18 protein-coding genes and 1 pseudogene are annotated in these 22,948 nt (G+C 36.8%); 4 read left to right on the top strand and 15 right to left on the bottom strand.

Going from position 1 to position 22,948, the window contains the following annotated elements; genetic code table 11:
- Positions 1 to 163: 163 nt before the first annotated feature.
- The 3 genes from NDQ75_RS02095 to radC are packed head-to-tail and all read right to left on the bottom strand — an operon-like array spanning position 164 to position 2,855.
- A complete protein-coding gene (locus tag NDQ75_RS02095; RefSeq protein ID WP_202029104.1) occupies positions 164 to 859 on the bottom strand; it encodes a YjjG family noncanonical pyrimidine nucleotidase in 696 nt (231 codons plus the stop codon).
- The gene (locus NDQ75_RS02090; protein ID WP_202029103.1) at positions 856 to 2,154 is read right to left on the bottom strand and encodes a polysaccharide deacetylase family protein; all 1,299 of its coding nucleotides are present in this window, start codon (positions 2,152 to 2,154) and stop codon (positions 856 to 858) included. The genes NDQ75_RS02095 and NDQ75_RS02090 overlap by 4 nt, the downstream gene beginning before the upstream one ends.
- Positions 2,155 to 2,156: 2 nt before the next feature.
- Entirely contained in the window at positions 2,157 to 2,855 is a 699-nt protein-coding gene (radC, locus tag NDQ75_RS02085) for a RadC family protein (RefSeq protein WP_202029135.1), read from the bottom strand.
- Positions 2,856 to 2,987: 132 nt separating this feature from the next.
- On the opposite strand from radC, the gene NDQ75_RS02080 reads away from it, so the two are divergent.
- Complete coding sequence (locus tag NDQ75_RS02080) at positions 2,988 to 3,434, top strand: DUF1569 domain-containing protein (protein WP_202029102.1); 447 nt, start codon at positions 2,988 to 2,990, stop codon at positions 3,432 to 3,434.
- On the opposite strand, the gene NDQ75_RS02075 is transcribed toward NDQ75_RS02080, so the two are convergent.
- The 7 genes and pseudogenes from NDQ75_RS02075 to NDQ75_RS02045 form a co-directional block, all read right to left on the bottom strand.
- Positions 3,431 to 4,783, bottom strand: coding sequence for a UDP-N-acetylmuramate--L-alanine ligase (locus NDQ75_RS02075; protein WP_202029101.1), 1,353 nt, complete (start codon positions 4,781 to 4,783; stop codon positions 3,431 to 3,433). The genes NDQ75_RS02080 and NDQ75_RS02075 overlap by 4 nt on opposite strands.
- Before the next feature lie 449 nt (positions 4,784 to 5,232).
- Complete coding sequence (locus NDQ75_RS02070) at positions 5,233 to 5,547, bottom strand: hypothetical protein (RefSeq protein ID WP_202029100.1); 315 nt, start codon at positions 5,545 to 5,547, stop codon at positions 5,233 to 5,235.
- 176 nt (positions 5,548 to 5,723) lie between these two features.
- Positions 5,724 to 6,575: a DUF2726 domain-containing protein gene (locus NDQ75_RS02065; protein WP_202029099.1), complete on the bottom strand. Its 852-nt coding sequence runs from the start codon at positions 6,573 to 6,575 to the stop codon at positions 5,724 to 5,726.
- 100 nt (positions 6,576 to 6,675) lie between these two features.
- Positions 6,676 to 7,572 carry a tetratricopeptide repeat protein gene (locus tag NDQ75_RS02060; RefSeq protein WP_202029098.1) on the bottom strand — a complete coding sequence of 299 codons (897 nt, stop codon included), beginning with the start codon at positions 7,570 to 7,572 and terminating at the stop codon, positions 6,676 to 6,678.
- Between the two features lie 11 nt (positions 7,573 to 7,583).
- On the bottom strand, positions 7,584 to 8,108 hold the full coding sequence (locus tag NDQ75_RS02055) for a DUF4136 domain-containing protein (protein ID WP_202029097.1): 525 nt from the start codon (positions 8,106 to 8,108) through the stop codon (positions 7,584 to 7,586).
- Between the two features lie 43 nt (positions 8,109 to 8,151).
- The gene (gene obgE, locus NDQ75_RS02050) at positions 8,152 to 9,162 is read right to left on the bottom strand and encodes a GTPase ObgE (protein ID WP_202029096.1); all 1,011 of its coding nucleotides are present in this window, start codon (positions 9,160 to 9,162) and stop codon (positions 8,152 to 8,154) included.
- Between the two features lie 190 nt (positions 9,163 to 9,352).
- Positions 9,353 to 10,460 (bottom strand): annotated as a pseudogene (locus tag NDQ75_RS02045) (adenylate kinase).
- A 259-nt stretch (positions 10,461 to 10,719) separates the two neighbouring features.
- Here NDQ75_RS02045 and NDQ75_RS02040 point away from each other — a divergent pair.
- Positions 10,720 to 11,874 (top strand): 5-(carboxyamino)imidazole ribonucleotide synthase, encoded by a 1,155-nt coding sequence (locus tag NDQ75_RS02040; RefSeq protein ID WP_202029093.1) that lies wholly within the window; start codon positions 10,720 to 10,722, stop codon positions 11,872 to 11,874.
- A 211-nt stretch (positions 11,875 to 12,085) separates the two neighbouring features.
- On the opposite strand, the gene NDQ75_RS02035 is transcribed toward NDQ75_RS02040, so the two are convergent.
- Positions 12,086 to 13,600: a GH3 auxin-responsive promoter family protein gene (locus tag NDQ75_RS02035; RefSeq protein WP_202029092.1), complete on the bottom strand. Its 1,515-nt coding sequence runs from the start codon at positions 13,598 to 13,600 to the stop codon at positions 12,086 to 12,088.
- A gap of 40 nt (positions 13,601 to 13,640) precedes the next feature.
- On the opposite strand from NDQ75_RS02035, the gene NDQ75_RS02030 reads away from it, so the two are divergent.
- On the top strand, positions 13,641 to 14,441 hold the full coding sequence (locus NDQ75_RS02030) for a DUF2797 domain-containing protein (RefSeq protein ID WP_202029134.1): 801 nt from the start codon (positions 13,641 to 13,643) through the stop codon (positions 14,439 to 14,441).
- Positions 14,442 to 14,612: 171 nt separating this feature from the next.
- On the opposite strand, the gene NDQ75_RS02025 is transcribed toward NDQ75_RS02030, so the two are convergent.
- Complete coding sequence (locus NDQ75_RS02025) at positions 14,613 to 15,890, bottom strand: replication-associated recombination protein A (RefSeq protein ID WP_202029091.1); 1,278 nt, start codon at positions 15,888 to 15,890, stop codon at positions 14,613 to 14,615.
- A gap of 216 nt (positions 15,891 to 16,106) precedes the next feature.
- Between NDQ75_RS02025 and NDQ75_RS02020 the strand changes: the two genes are divergently transcribed.
- Positions 16,107 to 16,850 carry a rhomboid family intramembrane serine protease gene (locus tag NDQ75_RS02020; protein ID WP_202029090.1) on the top strand — a complete coding sequence of 248 codons (744 nt, stop codon included), beginning with the start codon at positions 16,107 to 16,109 and terminating at the stop codon, positions 16,848 to 16,850.
- 41 nt (positions 16,851 to 16,891) lie between these two features.
- Here NDQ75_RS02020 and rlmB read toward each other — a convergent pair whose 3' ends face one another.
- From rlmB to NDQ75_RS02005, 3 genes are all read right to left on the bottom strand, one after another.
- A complete protein-coding gene (rlmB, locus tag NDQ75_RS02015) occupies positions 16,892 to 17,626 on the bottom strand; it encodes a 23S rRNA (guanosine(2251)-2'-O)-methyltransferase RlmB (protein ID WP_202029089.1) in 735 nt (244 codons plus the stop codon).
- 126 nt (positions 17,627 to 17,752) lie between these two features.
- Positions 17,753 to 19,303, bottom strand: coding sequence for a SusD/RagB family nutrient-binding outer membrane lipoprotein (locus NDQ75_RS02010; RefSeq protein ID WP_202029088.1), 1,551 nt, complete (start codon positions 19,301 to 19,303; stop codon positions 17,753 to 17,755).
- Between the two features lie 12 nt (positions 19,304 to 19,315).
- A complete protein-coding gene (locus NDQ75_RS02005; protein ID WP_251762019.1) occupies positions 19,316 to 22,465 on the bottom strand; it encodes a SusC/RagA family TonB-linked outer membrane protein in 3,150 nt (1,049 codons plus the stop codon).
- Positions 22,466 to 22,948: the final 483 nt, after the last annotated feature.

The raw sequence follows: 22,948 nt of genomic DNA, 5'->3' as shown, positions 1-22,948 counted from the left end.
TGCACTTTTTAACAGTTATCTCTCAATGTTTTAAAGCTGTTGCATTCCTGTTTTATCTACTACTGAAAAAAAGTGACTTTAGAAACACATCTATTTAATTGCACACAATCTATAAGGGGGATATCGTACGCGGGAAATCTAAGCTTGAAAGAACAACAGTTTATTAAATATACTGCTTTATTTGCTTTAATTCTTTTATTACTTGAGAGTTAACATTTTTATAATCATCAGAAGTTGTAAAAAGCAATGCGTGCATACCCACGTTTTGGGCACCAAGAAAATCGGCTTCGTAACTATCGCCTATCATGAGAGAATTTTCAGGTTTCACCTTTGCCATTTCCAAAGCTTTTTGAAAAATTAACGGATTAGGCTTTTTAACGCCTGCCAATTCAGAATTCATCACCACATTGAAATAATGATCAATATTGGAATTTTTTAATTTTCCCTGCTGAACTTCAGCAAAACCATTGGTGATAATATGAAGATTATATTTAGGAGCCAAATACTCCAATGTTTCAATAGAATCTGAAAACAAGTGGTTGAAAGTGGAAAGATGTGTAATGTAATCGTCTGAAAGTGTAGTGATAAGTTTATTGTCCACCGTAAGTTTTAATGCATCAAAAGTACTTTTTAAACGTTCATAGCGCAGTTCTTCCTTCGCAATTTTATCTTCTTGGTAGAGCTTCCAAAGTTTGAAGTTGATAGGAACATACACTTCCAAAAAAGTATCCAAATCGATATCTAGCCTATGATCGGTGAAGATTTTTTGATAAGTAAGTTTGGAGTTCTTCTCGAAATCCCAAAGTGTATGGTCCAAATCAAAAAACACATCCGTTATTCCTTCATGTATCCATTTCATGCGTTGCTGTTCATTTTTAAAAAATTGACATAAAGTTCCTTCCAAGCATTTCGTTCGTTCAAATTCAATACTTCATTGGAAAATACGACAATAAAATTCCCTTTTACATCTTGAACATGTTTCGAGATTTCTTCTATTTTTTCTTGCGCTTTGGCTAGACTCTTGAATTTATACAACGCGGTATATTGAATGCAGAAAGGATTAACTTGAATGGGAATTTGCTCTTCAAAGCTAATGTCGTAAAAATAAAACGAGCTACAAGTGCCGGCCCTAAAGCCAATTTCTCCTGTGTAACCCATGGTATAATCTTCATTGAAACCAGCATCCACCATGAGGCGATAAGTATCTGGAATATTTAGTCGGTTAAAACGCTGTCTTACACGCTTTACAGGCCGGTTGATAAAAGAGATAAGCCTTTTACGCTCTTTCTTGAGCGTTGCGATTTCATTAAAACCTTCGTACGAAGCCATTAAGGAAACAATACTGTAATCGGCCACAGATTTTACCAAAGAACGAAATGTGGGATTGATAACCGAAATGTTTTTATCGTAAGTGGAATAATCCGCCATTAAAAAAAAGAATATTGCCGGAATTTTATACCGTTTATGAAGTGCGGTAACGGCATCGAAAAAATCCAATGGGTCCTTTTTAAACCGAAGCAATACCAAATAACGTTCAACCAATCGGCGAAGCTTAAAATGGAATAAATCCAACAACGTACCGCCCACCGTTCGCATGAATCCCTTTTTTAAATAAGCATAGGCAACACCAATATCCATTACCGAAATAGGTTGATACGTTTTTTTGGGAAATACCATTTCTGGAAACCTACGTTGTAAGGCAATCCTCATTTTCTTTACCCAAATATCAATTACGGGAATCTCCAAGAAATTATGCTGAAATGCCAAACTTTCTTCCACTGGAAAACGACCGTGTTCATCTTTTACATGCGGCAAATACTCCTCGTAACGGCTGATTAAATAAAAACTAGCTGCAAAAATATCATATGGAATAGCACATTTCTCTGTAGTCGGAAAAAAACAGGGCACTTCTTCCCATTTATGGATGTTTATTTCTACATCAGAGATGCCTTGTTCAAAGAGAAGTTCGTGACTTTTTACAAAGAATTCGTTCTGCAGTGGTTGTTTTGTATACGTGATTTTCGGACCGTTATGCGCTATAAAATCTTCTACCTTCGTAGTGATATTAATTTCCACACCCAGCATTTTTGTAAAAATATGCCGCATGATGTAGGTGAGTCTAGGCGTAACTTTATAAGTGTAAACTAATAGCATTTTTATAACAATCCTTCGTCTGCAAAGCTAAAGTACGTTTTTTCAGTTACAATGAGATGGTCTAGCAGCTTTATATCCATACTTCCGGCTGCATTTTTAATTTTTTGAGTAATATCTTTATCTGCTTCGCTGGCTTTTAGCGTGCCAGAAGGATGATTGTGTGCCAAAATCATGGCAGTAGCATTAAGTTCTAGTGCTTGTTTTAAAACCAAACGAACATCCACCAACGTTCCCGTAATGCCACCTTTGCTTAATTGCAATGTTTGTAGAACGGCGTTGGAATTGTTGAGGTAGATAATCCAGAATTCTTCATGTGGAAGTTCCCCAATTCGTGGTTGCATGAGTTCAAAAACATCTTTACTACTTCTTATTTTGAATTTATCCGGTGTTTCTTCCCCACGGCGTCTGCGTCCAAGTTCCATAGCAGCAATAATACCTATCGCTTTTGCCTCGCCAATACCTTTAAATTTCGAAAGTTGGGTAATGTTCATCTTACCCAATTCGTTCAGTTGATTGTCTACGGAAGCCAATATCCGTTTAGAAAGCTCTACAGCACTTTCATTTCTACTGCCGCTTCCAATTAGAATTGCTATCAATTCGGCGTCACTTAGAAATTCTTTTCCTTTGGAAAGTAATTTCTCCCTAGGACGGTCGTTTATACTCCAGTTTTTAATCGAAAAGGAAGATTGATTTTCTTTCATCACCTAAAAATAGTAATTTATAGTAAATAAACTCTATTTTGATGCAGGTGATTTTCAAAAATTTCTGCTAGATGACAGTAGAAATTTTTTAAGTAAAAATCGTAACTTTCAAGAACGCTAAAAACCAAAAACATGAAATCCATTTTTACTGAAGACGGTTATACCGATGCTAAAGCGCGAATAGCTAGTTTAAACCCTACAACAATGCCTGTTTGGGGTAAAATGAATGTTGGCCAAATGTTGCATCATTGTCAAAAGCCTTTTGCACTAATGTTGGGAAAAGAAACTGTAAAAGTACCCTTTATGGCTAAAGTAATGTCACGTTTTTACAAACCCCTGCTGTATAACGACAAGCCTTTAAAACAAGGATTACCAACGGCTAAAGAATTCGTGGTGAAAGACGATAGAGACTTTGAAAAGGAAAAAAATGTCCTTTTAGCGTTGATGGATGAAGTACACGAATTAAAAAAACAAGACAAATTTGCGCCGCACCCTATTTTTGGGAGTTTTACCAAACAACAGTGGGGACAAATGCAATACAAGCATTTAGACCATCATTTGCGGCAATTTGGGGTTTAAATTAATTCTTTCACTTTTTCAAAATTGAGTCCGCCATAATTTCCGCTACTCATTAAAAGTAATGCGGAATTTTTCAGGTTTAGTCCGAACACAAATTCTTGAAATTCTTCCGGATTAGTAAAAACTTTCAAATCTTCCCGTTGAAAAGCTTCTTCAATCTGTGAAGCCGTCACCGATTCCAACTGTTTTATTTTTACAGCTTCCGGAGAGAAAAATACCACGGCCTCATCGGCATTATCGAGGGTATTTTTATATTCCTTCAGAAAAGTAGCACTTAAACTACTGTAGGTGTGTAGTTCCAAACAGGCAATCACTTTTCTGTCTGGGTATTGTTCCCTTACTGCTGTGAGCGTGGCCTTTACCTTGCTAGGCGCATGTGCAAAGTCCTTGTAAATTACGCTATTTTCTTTTTCAGCAAGTTTGTCCAGTCGTTTTGAGGCTCCTTTAAAAGTGGCGATGGCTTCGAAAAAATCGTCTTCATCGACACCCATGTGCTGGCAAATCCATTTGGCACCAGCAAGGTTGTTTAAATTATGTCTGCCAAAAACTTCAATTGGCATTTCGCCCTCTGGGGTTTCAAGGTAGGTTGTGCCGTCTTCAACAGTAAATTCTGGCGTGTTGTACGGGATTTTTCGAATTTGATTTTCGCTTGCCTCCACAACTTTTACAACTTCTGGGTCTTCTTCGTTGTAATTAATGCTTCCGCCTTCCACAATGGAATCAACGAAGATTTTAAATTGTTCTACATAGTTCTCATAGGTAGGAAAAACGTTTATATGGTCCCACGCAATGCCGCTGAGCAAGGCAATGTTCGGCTGGTATAAATGAAATTTTGGACGACGGTCAATCGGGGAGGAGAGGTATTCATCACCTTCTAAAACAATAAAATCGTTTTCTTCGGTAAGCTTTACCATAGTATCAAATCCTTCCAATTGCGCACCAACCATGTAATCTACTTCCCTGTCGTGATAATGGAGTACATGCAAAATCATGGAAGTGATAGTGGTTTTGCCGTGACTTCCGCCAATGACTACTCTTGTTTTGTACTTGCTTTGTTCAAAAATAAATTCTGGATACGAATAAATCTTAATGCCTAATTCTTGTGCTTTTGCTAACTCAGGATTGTTGGGTTTGGCATGCATACCCAAAATAACCGCATCTAAATCCGTGGAAATTTTATCTGGAAACCAACCAAATTCTGGAGGACAGATTCCAGCTTTTTCTAAGCGCGACTTGGAAGGCTCGTAAATAACATCGTCGCTTCCCGTGATAGTATATCCTTTTTGTTGTAATGCCAGCGCTAAATTGTGCATGGCGCTGCCGCCAATGGCTATAAAATGTATTTTCAAGACTTTATTTTTTGAAGTTGTAAAGATAAAGGTAGATTATGCCAAACACAAGAAGGAGGGAAGTTTTCATGTGTTTTTATTCCTAAATCAAGTTTCCTTTTTTGTGTTTGAGTAGAGATTGAACTTTAAAAATAGGTGGTTCATTACAATTGCGTCCTAAAATATTACATGTTCATTTCCGCATGGATTCGGACGTAGTCTCACGAAGCTTCGGGACGTCGTAATTGCAGTTATATATTTTTGTGCGCAGTTATTTTTAATTTTTCTACTCATAAAATTTAATTCCAATTTGGAGGAATGAAGCTGGAATTATTCCCCAAATCATAGTGTATATTCCAATATAAATATTCAAAGAATTCCAAATTGATAAAAAGATGGAAATTACAAAATCACGATAGAAACAACGATAACTATTTTGGCTAATTTTCTAAAATAAGATGGGTTAAAATTCAAGCCGTTCCAGTTTTATTTTCTGAAAAGGTTTTGTTGAAATCACGAACTCTTTTGTTATTATCGAAAGATTCTCGATTTTCATATTCCGCCCACCAAATTACGTCTCTTGGGTCGTTTTTTGCGGATTCTAAAAATGATTTAAAACTTTCAATTCCATTATTAGCTAAAAAAATCACACAGCGAATAATTCTGTCCGAATTCAAATAGTCGTATTTAGTCAAATATTCCGTCAAAAATTTATTTGCAGTATCGAAGTCCGAATCAAATCGGATTTTCATTTCCTCAACAATATCTTTTGCTAATTCTTTCAATTTTTCTTTTAAATGTAATGCTTGGTTGATTGTTTGAAATGGTTCTGTTTAACAGTTAGTTTCGGTTTAATATGCGTTAATTTTCGGTTTAGCACTGAAGTTAGCAATTCCGAGTGGATTCGGACGTAGTCGAATCCGCCGTAACTGCGGTTACCATTGTTGTGCGTAGGCTTTTTTCATTCTGTTAATGTTCTTATTTCTCGTATTATTTCTTCAAATTCCGCTTCACTAACAGTTTTATCACGTTTTCTAATCCGATAAAGTTTTGAATTTGAGAGGCTAAAAATTTTGTCTTTTATTTTATCCTTTTCTTTTTGCTCTTTTGTGTCATGGTAAATACTATCGAGTTCGAAGAAATAAATTGGATAATAATTTTTGAAAGGCTCAAAAACTGCAAAGTCGATAGACGATTTGAAAAAAAAATTCCGTTCAGTTTGATTTAGTTGGTCTTTAATTAAATCATATTCGATTACATTGCTCAAAGCTACATTTGGATAAACTTGGTAAGTGTCAAAAACTCTTTTTAGGGCTACAAAAAACTCACTTTCCTGATAAGAGTTAAACATTGATTTCCGAGCATCAATTCCGTTTTCGTCAAGTGTGTTTTCAGTTGTTAGAATTCGATTTTCAGAATTATTGCTAATTTCTTTCGGAAACTCTTTATGGTATTTAGTAATTATACTTTTAGAAACCTCATTGTCGGGATATTTTTTGGCATAATTATAAGCAAGAGATAAGTTGTCAATTTTTGCATTTGCAATTGCGACATTGATAGCTTCGTCTTGTTCAGGTTTTAGTTTTATAAAATGTCCAGCATTCAACAAAGTCAGTTGACCTAAATTTTCAATAAAATCTGAATCAGTCTCTAATTCCATTGCTTTTTGAACCATAACAGAAATAGTAGTATCCGATGCAGTTTGAAGTAGTGGGTCTTTTTTAATTAAATCCTTATTTTGGTAGAATATTCCGATTAGTTCAGTCCAATTTTCTTTTTGTAAAAGCTGATATATATTTTCTTGATTAATCATTCGGTTTCTTGGTTTGGTCAGCTTACGCACAACTGTAAGTTATAACAAATTACAGATATTAAAATTTAACAAAATAGGATTTTAGATTTCATTGATTTAATTACATTTTTTCAATAAGACTGGCTTCTTCGGAAACTGTTTCGCTAGAATTGCCTTCTTCTTTAGCTTTCTGAATATAAAAAAGTGCTTTTTCTTTATTTTTTTGAAGACGGTACAACTTAGCTAAATAATAAAAAACGTTGCCCTTGGGCTGTATACTTTCTGGAGTGTGAAGCTCTTCGTAAATCAACAGGTGTTTAATGCCTGTTTCCGTTTTGTAATTGTGCTGCGCCGATACCTTCCCTAATCGAAAATGAATATCTGGCCGTTTGTAGCTTTTGGTAGGATATGAGTTGTTAAAGGCAATATCCAACGCTCTTTTATTGTAAACTTCAGCTAGCTCTTCGTTGCCTTCTTCCATTTCAATAAATGCACGGGAAAGATGCCCTTCCAATGGAACAATGGATGCCAATTCTTTGGAATATTTACGCGATTTGTTGGTGCTTCCTCCCAATATGCCTGGGAGTTTTAAGTATAAATCTACAGATGCCCAACGGACGTCCAAATGATCTGGGTCGAGTTCAGCTGCTTTTTTAAAGTGCTTTTTTACATCTCCCAGTACAGAGAGTGCCCTAATTTTACTTTCTAGGGCAATCATACCTAATACACCGCCGTATTTAAAATGATATACAGCATTTTCGGGATATGTATCTACCAGTTCTTTGTAATATTTCGATGCTTCATCCCAATTATCTTCTATTCCATAAACGTCGCCCAATCGCTCTGTAACTTTTGGGTTTTTTTGTTTTTTGTAGGAAGAAATAAGCAACTCTTTAGCTTCGTTAATCTTATTTTCTGAAATTAATACGTTAGCTTCAGTAACGACATTATTCTGTGCGGATAGCAGGGCATTACTCAGCAAAAAAAATAAAACACAAAAAAGATTAGTAATATTCATTTGAAGGCGTATTATTTTTCAGGAGGGTATTTAGAAAAGATTTTTTCCGCCACTTGCTTTAGTTTTTCATTTCTTGTGGCTGGAGTCATTTGTTCGGAAACAGTGCCTTCGCTCACGGCTTGCCAAACTAACTCATCGTTTGCGGCGTCTATAACATCTATTGTAATTTCCCGATATGATTCATTGCCTCCAACGGGTACACCTACGGAAATACCTCCGCCCATATTTCTACCTGTACCGCCAATTCCAATTCCTACAGAGCTGTTGCTTGGCTTAGGTCTGCTGGCACTTACAATATTTATGTAGATATCGGGAGTAGAAGAATTTTCGTACCCTTTGGTTTCCATGATACTATCAATGCTTTTAAAAAGACGCTTTTCGTCAAGCTGACTCAAACCCGTTTGTATATCAGGATAGTAATCGTAGCTTTTATATTGGGAAAAATCGTTTTTCTTGTCGTAATCGTATGCCACCTGCACACTACCGCAAGCGGTTAGTAAAAAGCAACAGCATATGGTAATTAACTTGAGGTTCATAGCACTTCTTTTTACTAAATGTACGTAAAAAAAATACTTTTCCCTATTCTTCTTTTTTATTAAGCATTTCCCACAACTTGTCCTTTAATTGTTGAATTCCCTGTTGCGCTACGGAAGAAATAAATAGGTATTCTACATTTTTAAACTTGCCATCCAATTCTTCAGTAAGTTCTTCTTTCAATTCCTCGTCGAGCATATCCGACTTAGAAATAGCCACCAGCTTGTCTTTATCCAATAATTCGGGATTGTATTCTTTTAGCTCGTTCAGAAGAATTTCGTATTCCTTGTAAATATCTTTTGCATCGGCTGGAACCAAAAATAAGAGCGTGGAATTGCGCTCAATATGTCTAAGGAAATAGTATCCCAAGCCTTTTCCTTCCGAAGCTCCTTCAATTATTCCGGGAATGTCTGCCATAACAAAACTTCGGAAATCGCGATATTCAACAATTCCTAGGTTGGGTTTTAGCGTAGTAAACTCATAATCGGCAATTTTTGGTTTTGCTGAAGTGATAACCGATAGCAAAGTGGATTTCCCGGCATTTGGAAAGCCAACCAAGCCCACATCTGCCAACAATTTTAATTCGAGAAGAATTTCGACCTCTTCACCTGGTAATCCTGGTTGGGCATATCGCGGAGTTTGATTGGTAGACGACTTAAAATGATTATTTCCCAGTCCGCCTTTTCCACCTTTGGCTACTATTTTTTCTTCACCGTCTTCAGTGATTTCAAATAAAACTTCATTGGTTTCAGGGTCTTTAACCTGTGTTCCCAAAGGAACTTTTATAAAAACATCCTCTCCATCGGCGCCGGTGCTGGTTTGTTTTCCACCATGTTCACCATGACCCGCTTGAAAACTACGTTTAAATTTAAAATGGAAGAGTGTCCAGAGATTTTTGTCACCTTGAACAATTACGTGTCCGCCGCGACCACCATCGCCTCCATCCGGACCTCCGTAAGCTACATATTTTTCCCTGCGTAAATGCGCAGACCCCTGTCCACCTTTACCAGATGCCACTTTTATCTTTACATAATCTGTAAAATTCCCTTCTGTCATTTAAATATGTTTTTTAAAATATAAATAGTAACGTAAAATTTTTGAAGAACCTAGTGTCAGTTTGAGCTGCTGAAGGATTTCAAAATTTATACTTGGACATACTGGAGCTACGTTCAGCACAAGATACTGAAGCAATGTTCAGCACGAGGGCTCAGTACGACAGTAGTATCTATATTTTTAATTGTGCTTTTTAAAGAGCAGCAATAACCTTGCTCAATCGCTCGGTAATTTCTTCTATGGAACCAATACCGTTAACGCTGTGGAATTTTCCTTGCTCTTTATAATACTGCATTAATGGAGCTGTTTTTTCATTGTACTCCTCGAAGCGGTTTCTTATTTTGTTTTCATCTTGGTCGTCGCTTCTTCCACTTACTTTTCCGCGTTCCAACAATCGTTTAATAAGTACTTCATCATCTGCTTCCAAAGCAATGGTAGCATGGATTTTCATATTCTTTTCAGTCATTAACTCATCCAGTGCTTCAGCTTGAGCATTGGTACGAGGAAAACCATCAAAAATAAAACCGTTTGCTTCAGGGTTTTTTTCCACTTCTGCTTTCAACATGTCGATGGTTACTTCATCTGGAACCAAGTCGCCTTTATCGATATACGATTTGGCCAATGTGCCTAATTCAGTACCGTTTTTAATGTTATACCTAAAAACATCGCCGGTAGATATGTGCTTTAAATTGTATTTTTCTTTTAAAAAGTTAGCTTGTGTACCTTTCCCTGCTCCAGGTTTCCCGAACAGTACTAAATTGATCATATTATTCTTCTTTTATTTTATATACTTCTGGTAAGTTTCTTCCTAATTCGTCGTAATCAAGTCCGTAGCCTACAATAAATTCATTGGGAATCTCGATGCCTACGTAATCTATATTGTATTCCCCGCTATAAACATCGGGCTTGTAAAACATAGAAGCTATTTTAAAACGCTTCACATTAATTTTTGAAAACATAGAAACCAGTTCTTTTACGGTTTTTCCGGTATCGATAATATCTTCCAAAATTACAACACTCCTGTTTTCTACACTATCGGGTACATCAAGAAGCGTTTTTACAATTCCTGTGGAGGAAATGCCGTGATAAGAACTCAGTTTAACAAAACTAATTTCACAATCTTGGTCGTATTGCTTCATAAAATCTGAAGCAAACATAAAAGCGCCATTGAGAACACAAATAAAAATTGGTGTTTCATCTTTAAAATCGGCTTTTACCTTAGCGACCATCTCTTTAATAGCTGCGTCTATTTCTTCGGCAGAAATAAAAGGTTCAAAATATTTGTCGTGAAGCTTAATCAATGTACTAAAAATTATAAAGTTGCAAAGATACCATTAAGATTTAAATTTACTTGTTTTCGTGAAAATTTACTTCCTTTTTTGTCTAAAAATGTCATTTTTAATAGAAATTCAACAAAATAAGCCGTGCTTTTAAAGTAAATTAACTTCCTTTTAAACGTTAGTAATTTTAATATTAAGCTGTATTTTTGCAGAGATTTTAGATTGTTAAATTTTTTCTTCTGAAATCAACGTTTCAGCATGCATAACTCAAAATTAAGCGATGAATTATTTTTCTTCTGATTTTAAACTTGGAATTTTAGGTGGTGGCCAACTCGGTAAAATGATGCTTTACGAAACCCGTAAGTACGATATACAAACTTTGGTAATCGACCCGAGTCCGGAAGCTCCTTGTAAAATTGCCTGTAACGAATTCTTTCAAGGGGATTTGATGGACTTTGATACTGTTTACGAATTCGGTAAGAAAGTGGATGTGCTTACTTTTGAGATTGAAAATGTAAATGTGGAAGCGTTGGCGCAATTGGAAAAGGAAGGTAAAACCGTCTATCCATCTGCCAAAACCTTGAAAACGATTCAGAACAAAGCAAAGCAGAAGCTTTTTTATGTTGATAACAACATCCCAACAGCCGATTTTACACGTTTTGCATATCCTGACCAAATTTTATCGGCCGTAAAAAATGACACCTTGGCTTTCCCTTTTGTGTGGAAAAGTGCCCGTTTCGGTTACGATGGGCAAGGTGTGAAAGTAATAAGAACGTATTCTGATTTAGAAGGTCTTCCAGAAGGGGAGTGCATTGTAGAAAAAATGATTCCTTTTAAAAATGAATTGGCTGTAATTGTGGTGCGCGATCCCAAGGGAAATGTTAAAACATATCCAGTTGTGGAGATGGAATTTCACCCTGAAGCCAATCAGGTCGAGTATGTAATTTGTCCGGCCAGAATAGACGATGAGGTGGCTAAAAAAGCCCAATTGGTTGCTTTGAAAGTTTCTCAAGCCTATAATCATGTTGGTTTATTGGCAGTTGAAATGTTTCAAACGGAAGAAGATGAAATTCTTGTAAACGAAGTGGCTCCAAGGCCTCATAACAGCGGCCATTACAGTATTGAAGCTAGTTACACCAATCAATTTGAACAGCATATCCGTGCGATATTGGGCTTGCCTTTGGGAGAAACAAGTAGCAAAGTGGCTGGAATCATGGTTAATTTAGTGGGGCATGAAGATTATACAGGTCCGGTACTCTATAAAAACATAGAAAAAATCATGGCGATGGAAGGTGTTACTCCGCATATTTACGGAAAGCGAGAAACCCGTCCTTTTAGAAAAATGGGACACGTAACCATTGTAAATGAAGACGTTGCGCAAGCAAGAATTATTGCGGAAGAGGTAAAGAAAAGTATTAAAGTGATAAGCGAGTAGCTGGTTTATTAATGAAGCAAAATAAAATTTCTTGACGGGCTTCGACAAGCTCAGCCTGACAGAAGTATATTTAAAACCAAGTAAGAACTAATTGACCTAATTATTAATAAGGTCACACTATTTCCTTATTTTTCAATAGTTCAATTATAAATATTCACATTTATATATCGAACCTAGATGAATTGAATCCTATTATAAGTACGACATCTTTTTACTGGTTCATTCCTAATAATTCCTCCAAATAATGACGGTTACTGGAGAGACGCGGAATTTTATGCTGACCCCCAAGTTTATCGTATTTCTTTAGCCAATCGTAAAAAAGGTCTTTCCTAGCGGTGTGGACAATGGGCAAGTTAAGCGTGATGTTGTTATAACGTTTTGCTTCGTAATCGGAGTTTAAAGATTTTAAGGTGGAGTCCATAATTTCCGTAAATGTGTCGAGACTTTCCGGAAGTTTTCTGAACTCAATCAACCATTCGTGTCCGCCCTTTTCTGTTCCTTTCATAAAAATAGGACCAGCGGTGTAATCTACAATTTCAGCAGAGGTTGCTTTACAGGCCACTTGCAAAGCTTCCTCAGCATTTTCAATAATAAGTTCTTCGCCGAATACATTAATATGGTGCTTGGTTCGTCCCGTAACTTTAATTCGGTATGGATTCGTAGATGTAAAACGTACGGTATCTCCAATAAGGTAGCGCCACAAGCCTGCATTGGTAGAAATCACCATTGCATAATTTTTATTAATTTCCACCTCCCAAAGCGGAATTACTTTTTCGTTTGGTGTGCCGTAGGTGTCCATAGGAATAAACTCGTAGAAAATACCGTAATCCAGCATCAGTAAAAGTTCATCAGAATTGTTTCTATCCTGAATGGCAAAAAAGCCTTCCGAAGCATTATAAATTTCGTAGTATCTAAAATTTTTCCGAGGTAATAATCGCTCGTATTGTTCTCTGTACGGATTAAAACTCACCCCACCGTGAAAATACACTTCTAGGTTTTCCCAAATTTCGAATAAATGGTTTTTACCCGTTTTCTCTAAAACTTCGTTCAGTAAAACCAGCATCCAAGAAGGAACGCCCGCCAAACTGGTAACGTCTTCTTTTACGGTTTCTGCAACAATAGCTTCCAGCTTGCTTTCCCATTCGCTCATTAACGAAACTTTATTACTGGGCGTGCTGCTCATTTCTGCCCAAAAAGGCATGTTGTCTATAATAATTGCCGATAAATCTCCAAAAAATGTATTGTTGTCTTGGTATAATTCCTTACTTCCGCCAAGTCGTAAACTTTTTCCCGTAAATAATTTAGAGTCCTCGTTATTGTTGAAGTAAAGCGAAAGCATATCTTTTCCGGCTTTAAAGTGACAATCCTCTAAAGACTGTGTGCTCACAGGGATAAATTTACTTTTGGCATTGGTGGTACCACTACTTTTCGCAAACCATTTAATGGCGCCGGGCCAAAAGATATTGCTTTCTCCCAAACGTGCCCTTTCGATCATTGGTTCTATGTCTTCATAGCGAACAATAGGCACTCTTTCGGAGAACGTCTTATAGGCGCCCATTTCACCGAAACCGTATTGTTTACCAATCTCTGTGTCCCTAGCGGAAGTCATTAAAGAGGTAAGCACTTCCGTTTGGACTTCTTGCGGATATTTTAAAAACAATTCCATTTGGTGGAACCGCTTTTTCAAGAGCCATGAAGCAATAGAATTAAATAATGGAATTGGCATTTTTTTAGATTATATTTGATAAAAATAGGAAAAATCTTTTATCATGTTTGAAGGTGTTCTCACTAAAATGAAAACCGAATTTACACAACCCGTAAATTACTACTTAGTGTTTGAAAATAACTATATAAATTTCAATCAATTACTGGATAAAACCATAGAAATTAAGTTTGTAAAATACGAGTGTTTAAATTGCCATTTAGACAAACCTATTTATCGCCAAGGCTTTTGTAAAAGTTGTTTTTTTGATGTGCCACAAGCGGCAGATTGGGTGTTAAAACCAGAGCTTAGTCAGGCGCACCTAGATATTGAAGACAGGGATTTGGCATACGAAAAGCAGGTGCAATTGCAGCCGCATATAGTTTATTTGGCCAATTCGAGCAGTATAAAAGTGGGCGTTACCCGAAAAAGTCAAGTTCCCACACGTTGGATTGACCAAGGAGCGCATGAAGCTATTGAAATTGCTGAAGTCCCCAATCGTTATTTGGCGGGGATAACAGAAGTTGCTTTAAAAGATCATGTGTCGGATAAAACCAATTGGCGTAAAATGCTTCAAAATGATATAAAAGATGAAGATTTGGCCCAATATCGAGCAGATTTAAGGCAGTATATTCCCGAAGAAGCGATGCCTTATTTCATTGAAAATAATACGGAAACCAATATTGAATTTCCGGTAAACGCATTTCCCGCGAAACCCAAAAGTCTAAATCTCCTGAAAACACCGGAATATCAAGGTGTTTTAAAAGGAATTAAAGGTCAGTATCTAATTTTTGAAGACCAGACAGTTTTCAACATACGTTCGAATGAAGGATTGGTGGTAAATATTTCTGTTTTGCCGAGTTAAAATTGCAAGGCAGGTTTTTGTTCGGGCTTTCTTTTGATCTGAAATAGTTGTAGTCGGGAACTCTTTGTTTTAAAAATAAGGCGTCGACTCCCGAAGTTTCAGGGCAGTCTGAAAATGAATTTCAAAAAAAACTTTCAATTAATTAAAAGCTAAACTCAAATAATGCATAAATTAATACCCATACTTATCCTTCCATCTTCTTTTTAAAAACTCACGTATGGCATTTTCCCTTTGGTTGTTTCCGGGCTCGTAAAAAGAGGTTTTTTCTATTTCCTTCGGAAGAAACTCCTGTTCCACAAAATTATTTTGGTAGGCATGTGAGTATTTGTAATCTTCGCCGTACCCTAAATCTTTCATAAGTTTTGTGGGGGCGTTGCGTAGATGAAGCGGCACCGATAAATCTCCTGTTTGTTTAACGGTTGAAATTGCTTTGTTGATGGCTTCATAGGAAGCATTGCTTTTTGCTGATGTGGCCAAATAAACAGCGCACTGACTCAGAATAATTCTTGCTTCTGGATAGCCAATTGTGGTAACGGCTTGAAAAGTGTTGTTCGCAATAACCAACGCCGTGGGATTGGCATTTCCAATGTCTTCCGAAGCTGAAATAATTAATCTTCGGGCGATAAATTTTACGTCTTCGCCGCCTTCAATCATACGTGCTAACCAATAAACCGCGCCGTTTGGGTCACTTCCACGGATGGATTTTATAAAGGCGGAAACAATATCGTAATGTTGTTCACCAGTTTTGTCATACAGAACCGTGTTTTTCTGAATTTTCTTCATCACCAAATCGTTGGTAATGGTAAGCTCATCTTTGGCTTCAGAATTGATGACCAATTCAAAGATATTCAACAGTTTGCGTCCGTCACCTCCGGAAAGTCTTAATAGTGCTTCTGTCTCTTCAAGGGTTATGTTTTTTTTGGAAAGAATGGAATCTTCCATCAGCGCTCTATGAAGCAAGGTTTCAAGATCATTTTTATCAAAAGCATTTAATATATAGACTTGACACCTAGATAAAAGTGCCGGAATCACCTCAAAACTGGGATTTTCCGTAGTGGCACCCACTAACGTAATCCATCCTTTTTCAACAGCCGCCAATAAAGAGTCTTGCTGACTTTTACTGAAACGGTGAATCTCATCAATAAATAAAATTGGGTTTTTGGTGGTAAATAAACCTCCGCTTTGCTTCGCTTTTTCAATTACTTCACGAATATCTTTAACACCACTGTTTATTGCGCTCAGCGTATAGAACGGGCGTTTGCTTTCCGTGGCAATAATGTTTGCCAAAGTAGTTTTTCCCGTTCCCGGTGGCCCCCAAAGAATTAGGGAAGGAATGTTTCCCGATTTTATTTGAGCAGTTAAAGACCCATCGTCGCCAACCAAATGTTTCTGACTGATGTATTGCTCTAGAGTTTTTGGTCTTATACGCTCTGCTAAAGGTTCGTTCATGTTTTGTTTATTAAAGCTGACTTCAAAATTACAATTTTAGATATAAATGGTTAGTTCATTTAGTTCTTATTAAGCTTATACAATGTTTTGTCAGGCTGAGCCTGTCGAAGCCCGTCATGGAGCTTCACGTTGCCCCCATTAATGATTTTACTTTTTTATGAGACTGACAATTAAGCAGCAATTTTAAGTTTGTGCTAAATTTGCTATTTTCACAATATGCAAAAAGACGAATCATTGGATTTTTCATTGTGGATGTTAATTTATCCGCTCTTTTTCGGACTCACAATTTGGGCAGTCTATTGGTTTGAGCTTACTTTTGGGTACGATTTTTCCGATTTTGGTGTTTATCCGCGTACCTTAAAAGGTTTAAGAGGCATTGTTTTTAGTCCGTTTATACACAGCTCTGTGGAGCATCTCTATAGCAATACCTTGCCAATTATGATTTTAAGTTCGGCGCTTTTTTATTTTTATAATAAGATTAGTTGGAAGGTTCTTCTCTTCGGAATTTTACTAAGCGGTTTTTTTACATGGCTTATCGGGAGACCAGCTAACCACATTGGGGCTAGTGGTTTGATTTACGTGTTGGTGAGCTTTATATTTTTTAAAGGGATTTTTGCTAAAAATAAACGGCTAATTGCGTTGTCGTTAGTTACTGTTTTTGCTTACGGAAGTATGTTTTGGTTTATTTTTCCCATTGATGATAAAATCTCTTGGGAAGGACATCTGTCAGGTTTTTTTGTAGGGTTATTGTTGGCTTTAATCTTCAGGAAAGAAGTGCTTCGGAAAGAAAAGTATGAATGGGAGCGTGACGACTACAACGAAGAAAACGATCCTTTTTTAAGACATTTTGATGAAAATGGAAATTTTATTGAAAATGTAGAAGAAACAATAAGTGAAGCTGAGAGCACTCCACCAAAAGTCATCTATCATTATAAAGAAAAAGATTCAAGTACAGATTAATTCATCTCTATTCTGAAAATCGATCGTCTTAATTCGTAAATCTAAAGTCTTTGTCGGACGGCTTCGTATAAAAAAGCGCCACAAGCAACCGAAACATTTAAAGAGCCAATTTCACCAAGCAAAGGTAATTTTGCTTTTTGATCTGCAATTTTAAGAATGGAAGGTGCAATTCCTACATCTTCCGAACCCATGACGATAGCGGTGGGTATGGAAAAATCAGCATCATAAAGTGTGTTTTCGGTTTTTTCTGTAGCAGCGACTACTTGAATTCCCGAAGCTTGCATATGAAAAACAGCATCTTTTATATGATCCACTTTACAAATAGGAACTTTGAAAACAGCTCCGGCCGAAGTTTTTACAGTATCTGCGGTTACGGGTGCAGCTCCTTTCTTTTGAATGATAATTCCGTGCACACCAGTACATTCGGCGGTACGAATAATGGCTCCAAAGTTTCGGACATCCGATAGTTGATCCAGCAAAAGAAATAGGGGAGTGGCCCCTGATTCCACAGTCTTCAAAATTAAGTTGTCGAGGTCATGGAATTCAATCGGCGAAATATTCGCAACTACCCCCTGATGATTTTTTTTGGTAAGCCGGTTAAGTTTTTCAATAGGAACAAAAGAAGTGTTTAGTTGCTCTTTACGCAGAAGTGTTTCAAGTTCTTGGGAAAGACTTCCTTTAAGCCCTTTTTGTATAAACACTTTATCAATAGTTTTCCCTGATTGAATGGCCTCGATGACAGCTCGAATTCCAAAAATTTGGTAGTTGTTTTCCATTTAGCAAAAGTACATGATTTTTTTGGATTGCCCTTTGGGTGTTCGCGTATTCCTAAGATTTCGGATATAAAAAAACCACCTCAATTTGAGGTGGTTTCTTAGCTAAATTATAATAATATTCTTGGATTAGTTAATATCCCAGAAAATCTTTGAGAACATTTGGTCTCCATCACTAAGAGTGTTTCGAGCCTCTTCCCAATTCGCTTTATTTAATAATTGCTCATTTTGTGGGTAAGTTACTCTACTTGGAATTTCATTTAGACCAGGAATTAAAGTAGTGAAGGTTGCTGTAACTGTTTGAGTAGTTCCATCTTCATTTTCTACTTCATAGTCATAAGTATCGCCAGGAACTGAAAGCGTCATAGGGAATCCAGTTCTTCTGTATTCAGTCCAACTTTCCATACCATCCATGTAAAGGGCAAGATATTTTTGAGTTAGAACTGTTTCTTCAGTAGCGGCAGGTAAAGCTGAAATGTAGCTTGATGCATCACTTGATGCTACGCCCCATCTTTCCATCGAAGCTTCAACACCGTTTAAATAATGGGTTTGATCCCATCCTTCAAATTCTGAACGGATAAACTCGATTTCAGCAAACTCAATAATTGGCTGAACGAAATCAGGCTTTATAATTTCAACATCAGGAATACCTTCATCAATTACATTTCTCGCTGGAGTATCACCAAATCCGTAAGGTACACCAATAATTGCATCTGTGTCATTACGAGTATCAAAAAACTGATCAACACGAGGGTCTTCATCGTTAATACTTGAAAAAGGTCCAACACGGTTGTACATTAAATCCATTAAAGACACGGTGGGAGCGAAATCTCTTCTAGCTCCTACAGTAAAAGCATCGTGCCAAGGACCACCAGTAAGGTCGTCGGTACCAAACGTAAATGAAATATTATCACTATTGCTCATCAAAGCTTTATCTGCAGATTCTGCATATACTTGCTGAGCTAAAGTTGGATTTACTGAGTTAAGGTGTGCTGCTAGTCTCAATCTTAAAGAGTGAGCAAATTTAACCCATTTGGCTGCATCACCATTACAGAAGGTATCTCCTTCAGTGAAAACTGTTTTAGATAAATCCATCATGTTTGCAGCTTGTTGAAGCTCGTTCAATAAATCATCATAAATTACTTCGTCAGAAGTGTATTTAGGACTATTGATACCTTCATCTAGTCTCAACGCTTGAAAATCTGCATTGTCTTTTTGGCCATAACTCCAGTAAGGAACTGGTCCAAAAGTATCTACTAATTTCGAGAAGGCATATGCCATCATAATACGTGCTGCTTGGATCTGGTTGTTATTATCACCATAAGCAGACATTAGATCTGCAGTAGCAGGATCTTCATTAAGACGGATAACCTCTTTTAAATCTGTTAAAATCCTGTAAGGATCATTCCAGAAATCGTTAATCTGACTAACACGTAGTTGATATCTGTTCTCATCTGTGTAAAAAGTACCTCCCCAATATTGTGAGAATCCTAATGTTCCGCGACCGGCAAGCCATTGGTCATTAAGGTTGAAGGCTAGGTCGAACTGCGAATTATTTACTAATTGAGTTGTTGGTGCAACTTCTGGGTTGTCCGGATCTGAAATATAGTCCGTATCACATGATACTGCCCCAAAGCAAAGTGTTGCGACTGCTATAAGTTTATATTTGAATGTTTTCATTTTCATTTTTTTTTAGAATGATACTTGTATATTCATACCGTAAGATCTAGTAGAAGGTTGTAAACCACCTTCAAGCCCTTGAATATTACCTGATCCTCCAGAAACTGTTTCTGGATCGATACCATCATAATCTAATCCCCAAGTATAAAGGTTTCTACCGAAAGCACTGATTCTTAATTGATCTACAAATGGGAAAAAGCTTTTGTTGAAGGTATAACCTAAGGTTATTTCTCTCAATTTCCAATAATCAGACTCAAAAACATTTTGAGCATCTACTGTACCAAAGTGAGATTTCGCATAGGTTTTAGCAGGGATATTTGTTGTGTTTGGAGCTGTGTTAGAAACCTCGTAAGTTCCGTCAGGGTTATAGGTAATATCTCCTGTTACACCCTCCAAAACAATTCCATCTTCTCTTATGTTATTATCAACAGTTTCTTGAAGCATACCAGAGTACATACCCCATTGGTGAGAGGTAGAGAAGTACTTACCACCTTGACGTGTGTCAATCAAGAAACTAAAATCTACATTTTTGTAACGTAAGCTGTTTCTAACACCTCCAGTCCATTCTGGAAGAACAGATCCTAAATTTACTAGATCTCTTGTGGCAGCGTAAGTTCCTCCGGAAGTAATTACCTTATTTCCTTCGTCGTCATATATATAATCGGTACCCATAATCACTCCATAAGTGGCTCCTGTGAAGGCAACTAATTGTGCGCGGAATGGTGCATTACTTAGCAATAAGGTTTCTAGTCCTTCATCCAAAGAAACAAGTTCGTTGACGTTTTTAGCAAAATTAACATTGATATCCCATTGGAAATCATTTGTTTGTACAGGAGAAAGATTTAATCCAACCTCAACCCCTTTATTGGTCATTTCTCCTGAATTAATCCATTTTGCGCCGTATCCTGTTGAATAAGACAAATCAACTGGGATAATTTGATCAGTCGTTCTATTGTTGTAATAGGTGAAATCTAAACCAACTCTTCTGTTGAAAAAGCTTAGTTCAGTACCAATTTCCCAAGTAGTAGTTGTCTCGCTACGAAGATCTGGATTTAATCGAGTATTAGGTAATGTTACTCTACCAGTTCCGTCGAATGGTGTTTGAATTAGCTGAGTAGTTACTACTCTGTATGGATCAGTGTCATTACCAATTTGTGCCCAACCTAATCTTAACTTACCAAACCAGTTGCTACCACCACCAGTGAATGTGTCAGAGAAAGACCATGCTGCAGAGGCAGAAGGGTAAAAATAAGAGTTGTTGTCATCTGGTAAAGTTGATGACCAATCATTTCTTGCTGTAAAGTCTAAGAATAATTGATTCGCAATTGAGAAGCCAAGACTACCAAAAATACTGTTTACTGTACGTAAATCAGTTGATGCTGGCTGTCCGTTCGGCTGATTGTCAATTGGTCCTAAACCATTACTTATGTTATAGATTCCAGGGATAGAAAGACCTCCAGTAGTAGAAAATCCTACATAAGTTCTTTTGCTGTCTCTTCTATTAGCTCCTGCTAATGCTGTTACTTCGAAGTTATCGCTAATTGCCTTTTGGTAGTTTGCAATAAACTCGTAGTTAAATTCGTAAAAATTATAATTACGCTCTAAATAATATGATTGAGCTTGAGAACCAACTGCAGCTCTCTCAGTATTCTTAAAGGAATAAACATCTCCGTAAACCGAACCTTTCAAGCTTAAGTCATCAGTTACTTGATAGTTTAAACTGAAATTACCAAATACACGATCTCTTTCATCTGTAGGATGGTTTTCATAAACAGTCCAGTAAGGGTTGTCAGAATAGTTTGGAGTAGCATCATCCCAAGCAATTCTGTTCCATGTTCTTTGAGTTCCATCTAAGTTTTTGTAATTGCTTAGACGATCGTAATCTAATTGTCGTTGACCCCACTGAAAGAATTTTTGGGTAACACTGTTGTCCCCGTATCCTATTGTAGGACGTTGACCTTGGGTTCTCGCATAGTTTAATACACTAGAAGCAGTTAGTTTATCAGATAAATTTTGATTTAAACTAACTTTCATATTATACTTGTCTAAGTATGTATTTGGAAGTGTTCCTGTTGTATTTTGGCTACCAAAAGAAAATAGGTAATTACCATTTTCCCCAGAGGTTGAAATAGAAACATTGTTCGTGTTAGAGACACCTACGTTGAAAAAAGATTCAACATCATTTTGCGGTGCTACCCATGCTCTTGGTTTCAAGTAGTCTTGTGGAAAACTTTCTTGATCGAAAGCGTCCCAGTGAAGTACCATTTGAGATGGATCATATTTTGGCCCCCAGCTTTCGTCAACAGCATATTCAACAAGTTTGTATTGTTGGCCATTAATGGTTTGAGTATCAAAGGTAAGCTTGCTTCCGCCACCATACTCTCTTTGCAAATCTGGAAGAATTGCGACTTGATCAAAAGAGATAGAAGAATTAACAGTGATACCAAGACCCTTCTTTCTTTTTCCTTTTTTGGTGGTGATTAATATAACCCCGTTTGCAGCTCTTGAACCATATAATGCAGCAGCCGCACCTTTAAGAACAGTCATACTCTCGATGTCCTGAGGGTTAATATCGTTAATAGCACTACCCCAGTCAACTCCACCGCCACCTCTTTGAGCGTCAGTTGTGTTGAAGTTTGAGTTATCCATTGGGATCCCGTCTACTACAAACAAAGGTTGGTTATTTCCAGTTACAGAATTCACCCCTCTTATTAGAATACGTTGAGATCCTCCTAAGTTACCAGTAGGAGTATTAACGCTCACCCCAGCAACTTTACCAGAAAGTGCACTAACCATATTGTTATTTTGAGCACTATTCAAGTTTTCTGAATCAACTTTAGGAGCACTAAATGCAAGTGCTTTTTCCTTTTTAGATATCCCCAAAGCTGTTACAACAACTTCATCCATAGCAATAGCATCAAGGCCTAAAGTCACATCAATCTTGCTAGATGCGCCTACCGTTCTTTCTTCTGTTTTTTGTCCAACGAAAGAAAAAGATAGAACATCACCTGTGCTCGCTTGGATGGAGTAATTTCCATCAAAGTCTGTTTGGGTTCCATTAGAGGTACCCTTTACTACTACATTCGCTCCAGGAAGCGGGAGACCATCTTGGTCTGTAATCACCCCTGTAACGGTTTTTTCTTGTGCAAAAGTGAGTTGCACAAGCAACGCTAGTATTAGCGTCGAAAATACACTAAACTTTGTTCTCATTTTATAAATTTATTTGAATTAGCTTTCGCGAAAGTGATAATTTTATGTTAAGAATGCAAATTTCTTTAATGTTAATTTATGATAAACAAATCTCTAAGATGTTAAAACGATTGGTTCGTAAGAAAGGAATTAATTTCGATAATACAGGATTAAGGGTAATATTGATCGACAAAAAGCACTTGTAAAAAGTTGATTTACATAGGTTTTTAATTGATTGTTCAACTTTTGTTATGTTTTCTTTATTTGAAAGTCAATTATTCTTAATAGATTGTATTCTCTGTAATTATTGTAGTTTTTTATGTATTAGTATAGGTTTATTATTGTTAAATATGTATTATTATTTAACATTTTTTACCAAAATAATAGGATTTAGATAAAAAATGTTTTTGACGTGTTATTCATCAATAAAAAAAGACCTCTCAACTGGAGGTTTTT

This window comes from Galbibacter mesophilus (genome assembly GCF_023721415.1).
In the GTDB taxonomy this organism is placed as follows: Bacteria; Bacteroidota; Bacteroidia; order Flavobacteriales; family Flavobacteriaceae; genus Galbibacter; species Galbibacter mesophilus.
This window is presented reverse-complemented; position numbering and strand designations above follow the sequence as displayed.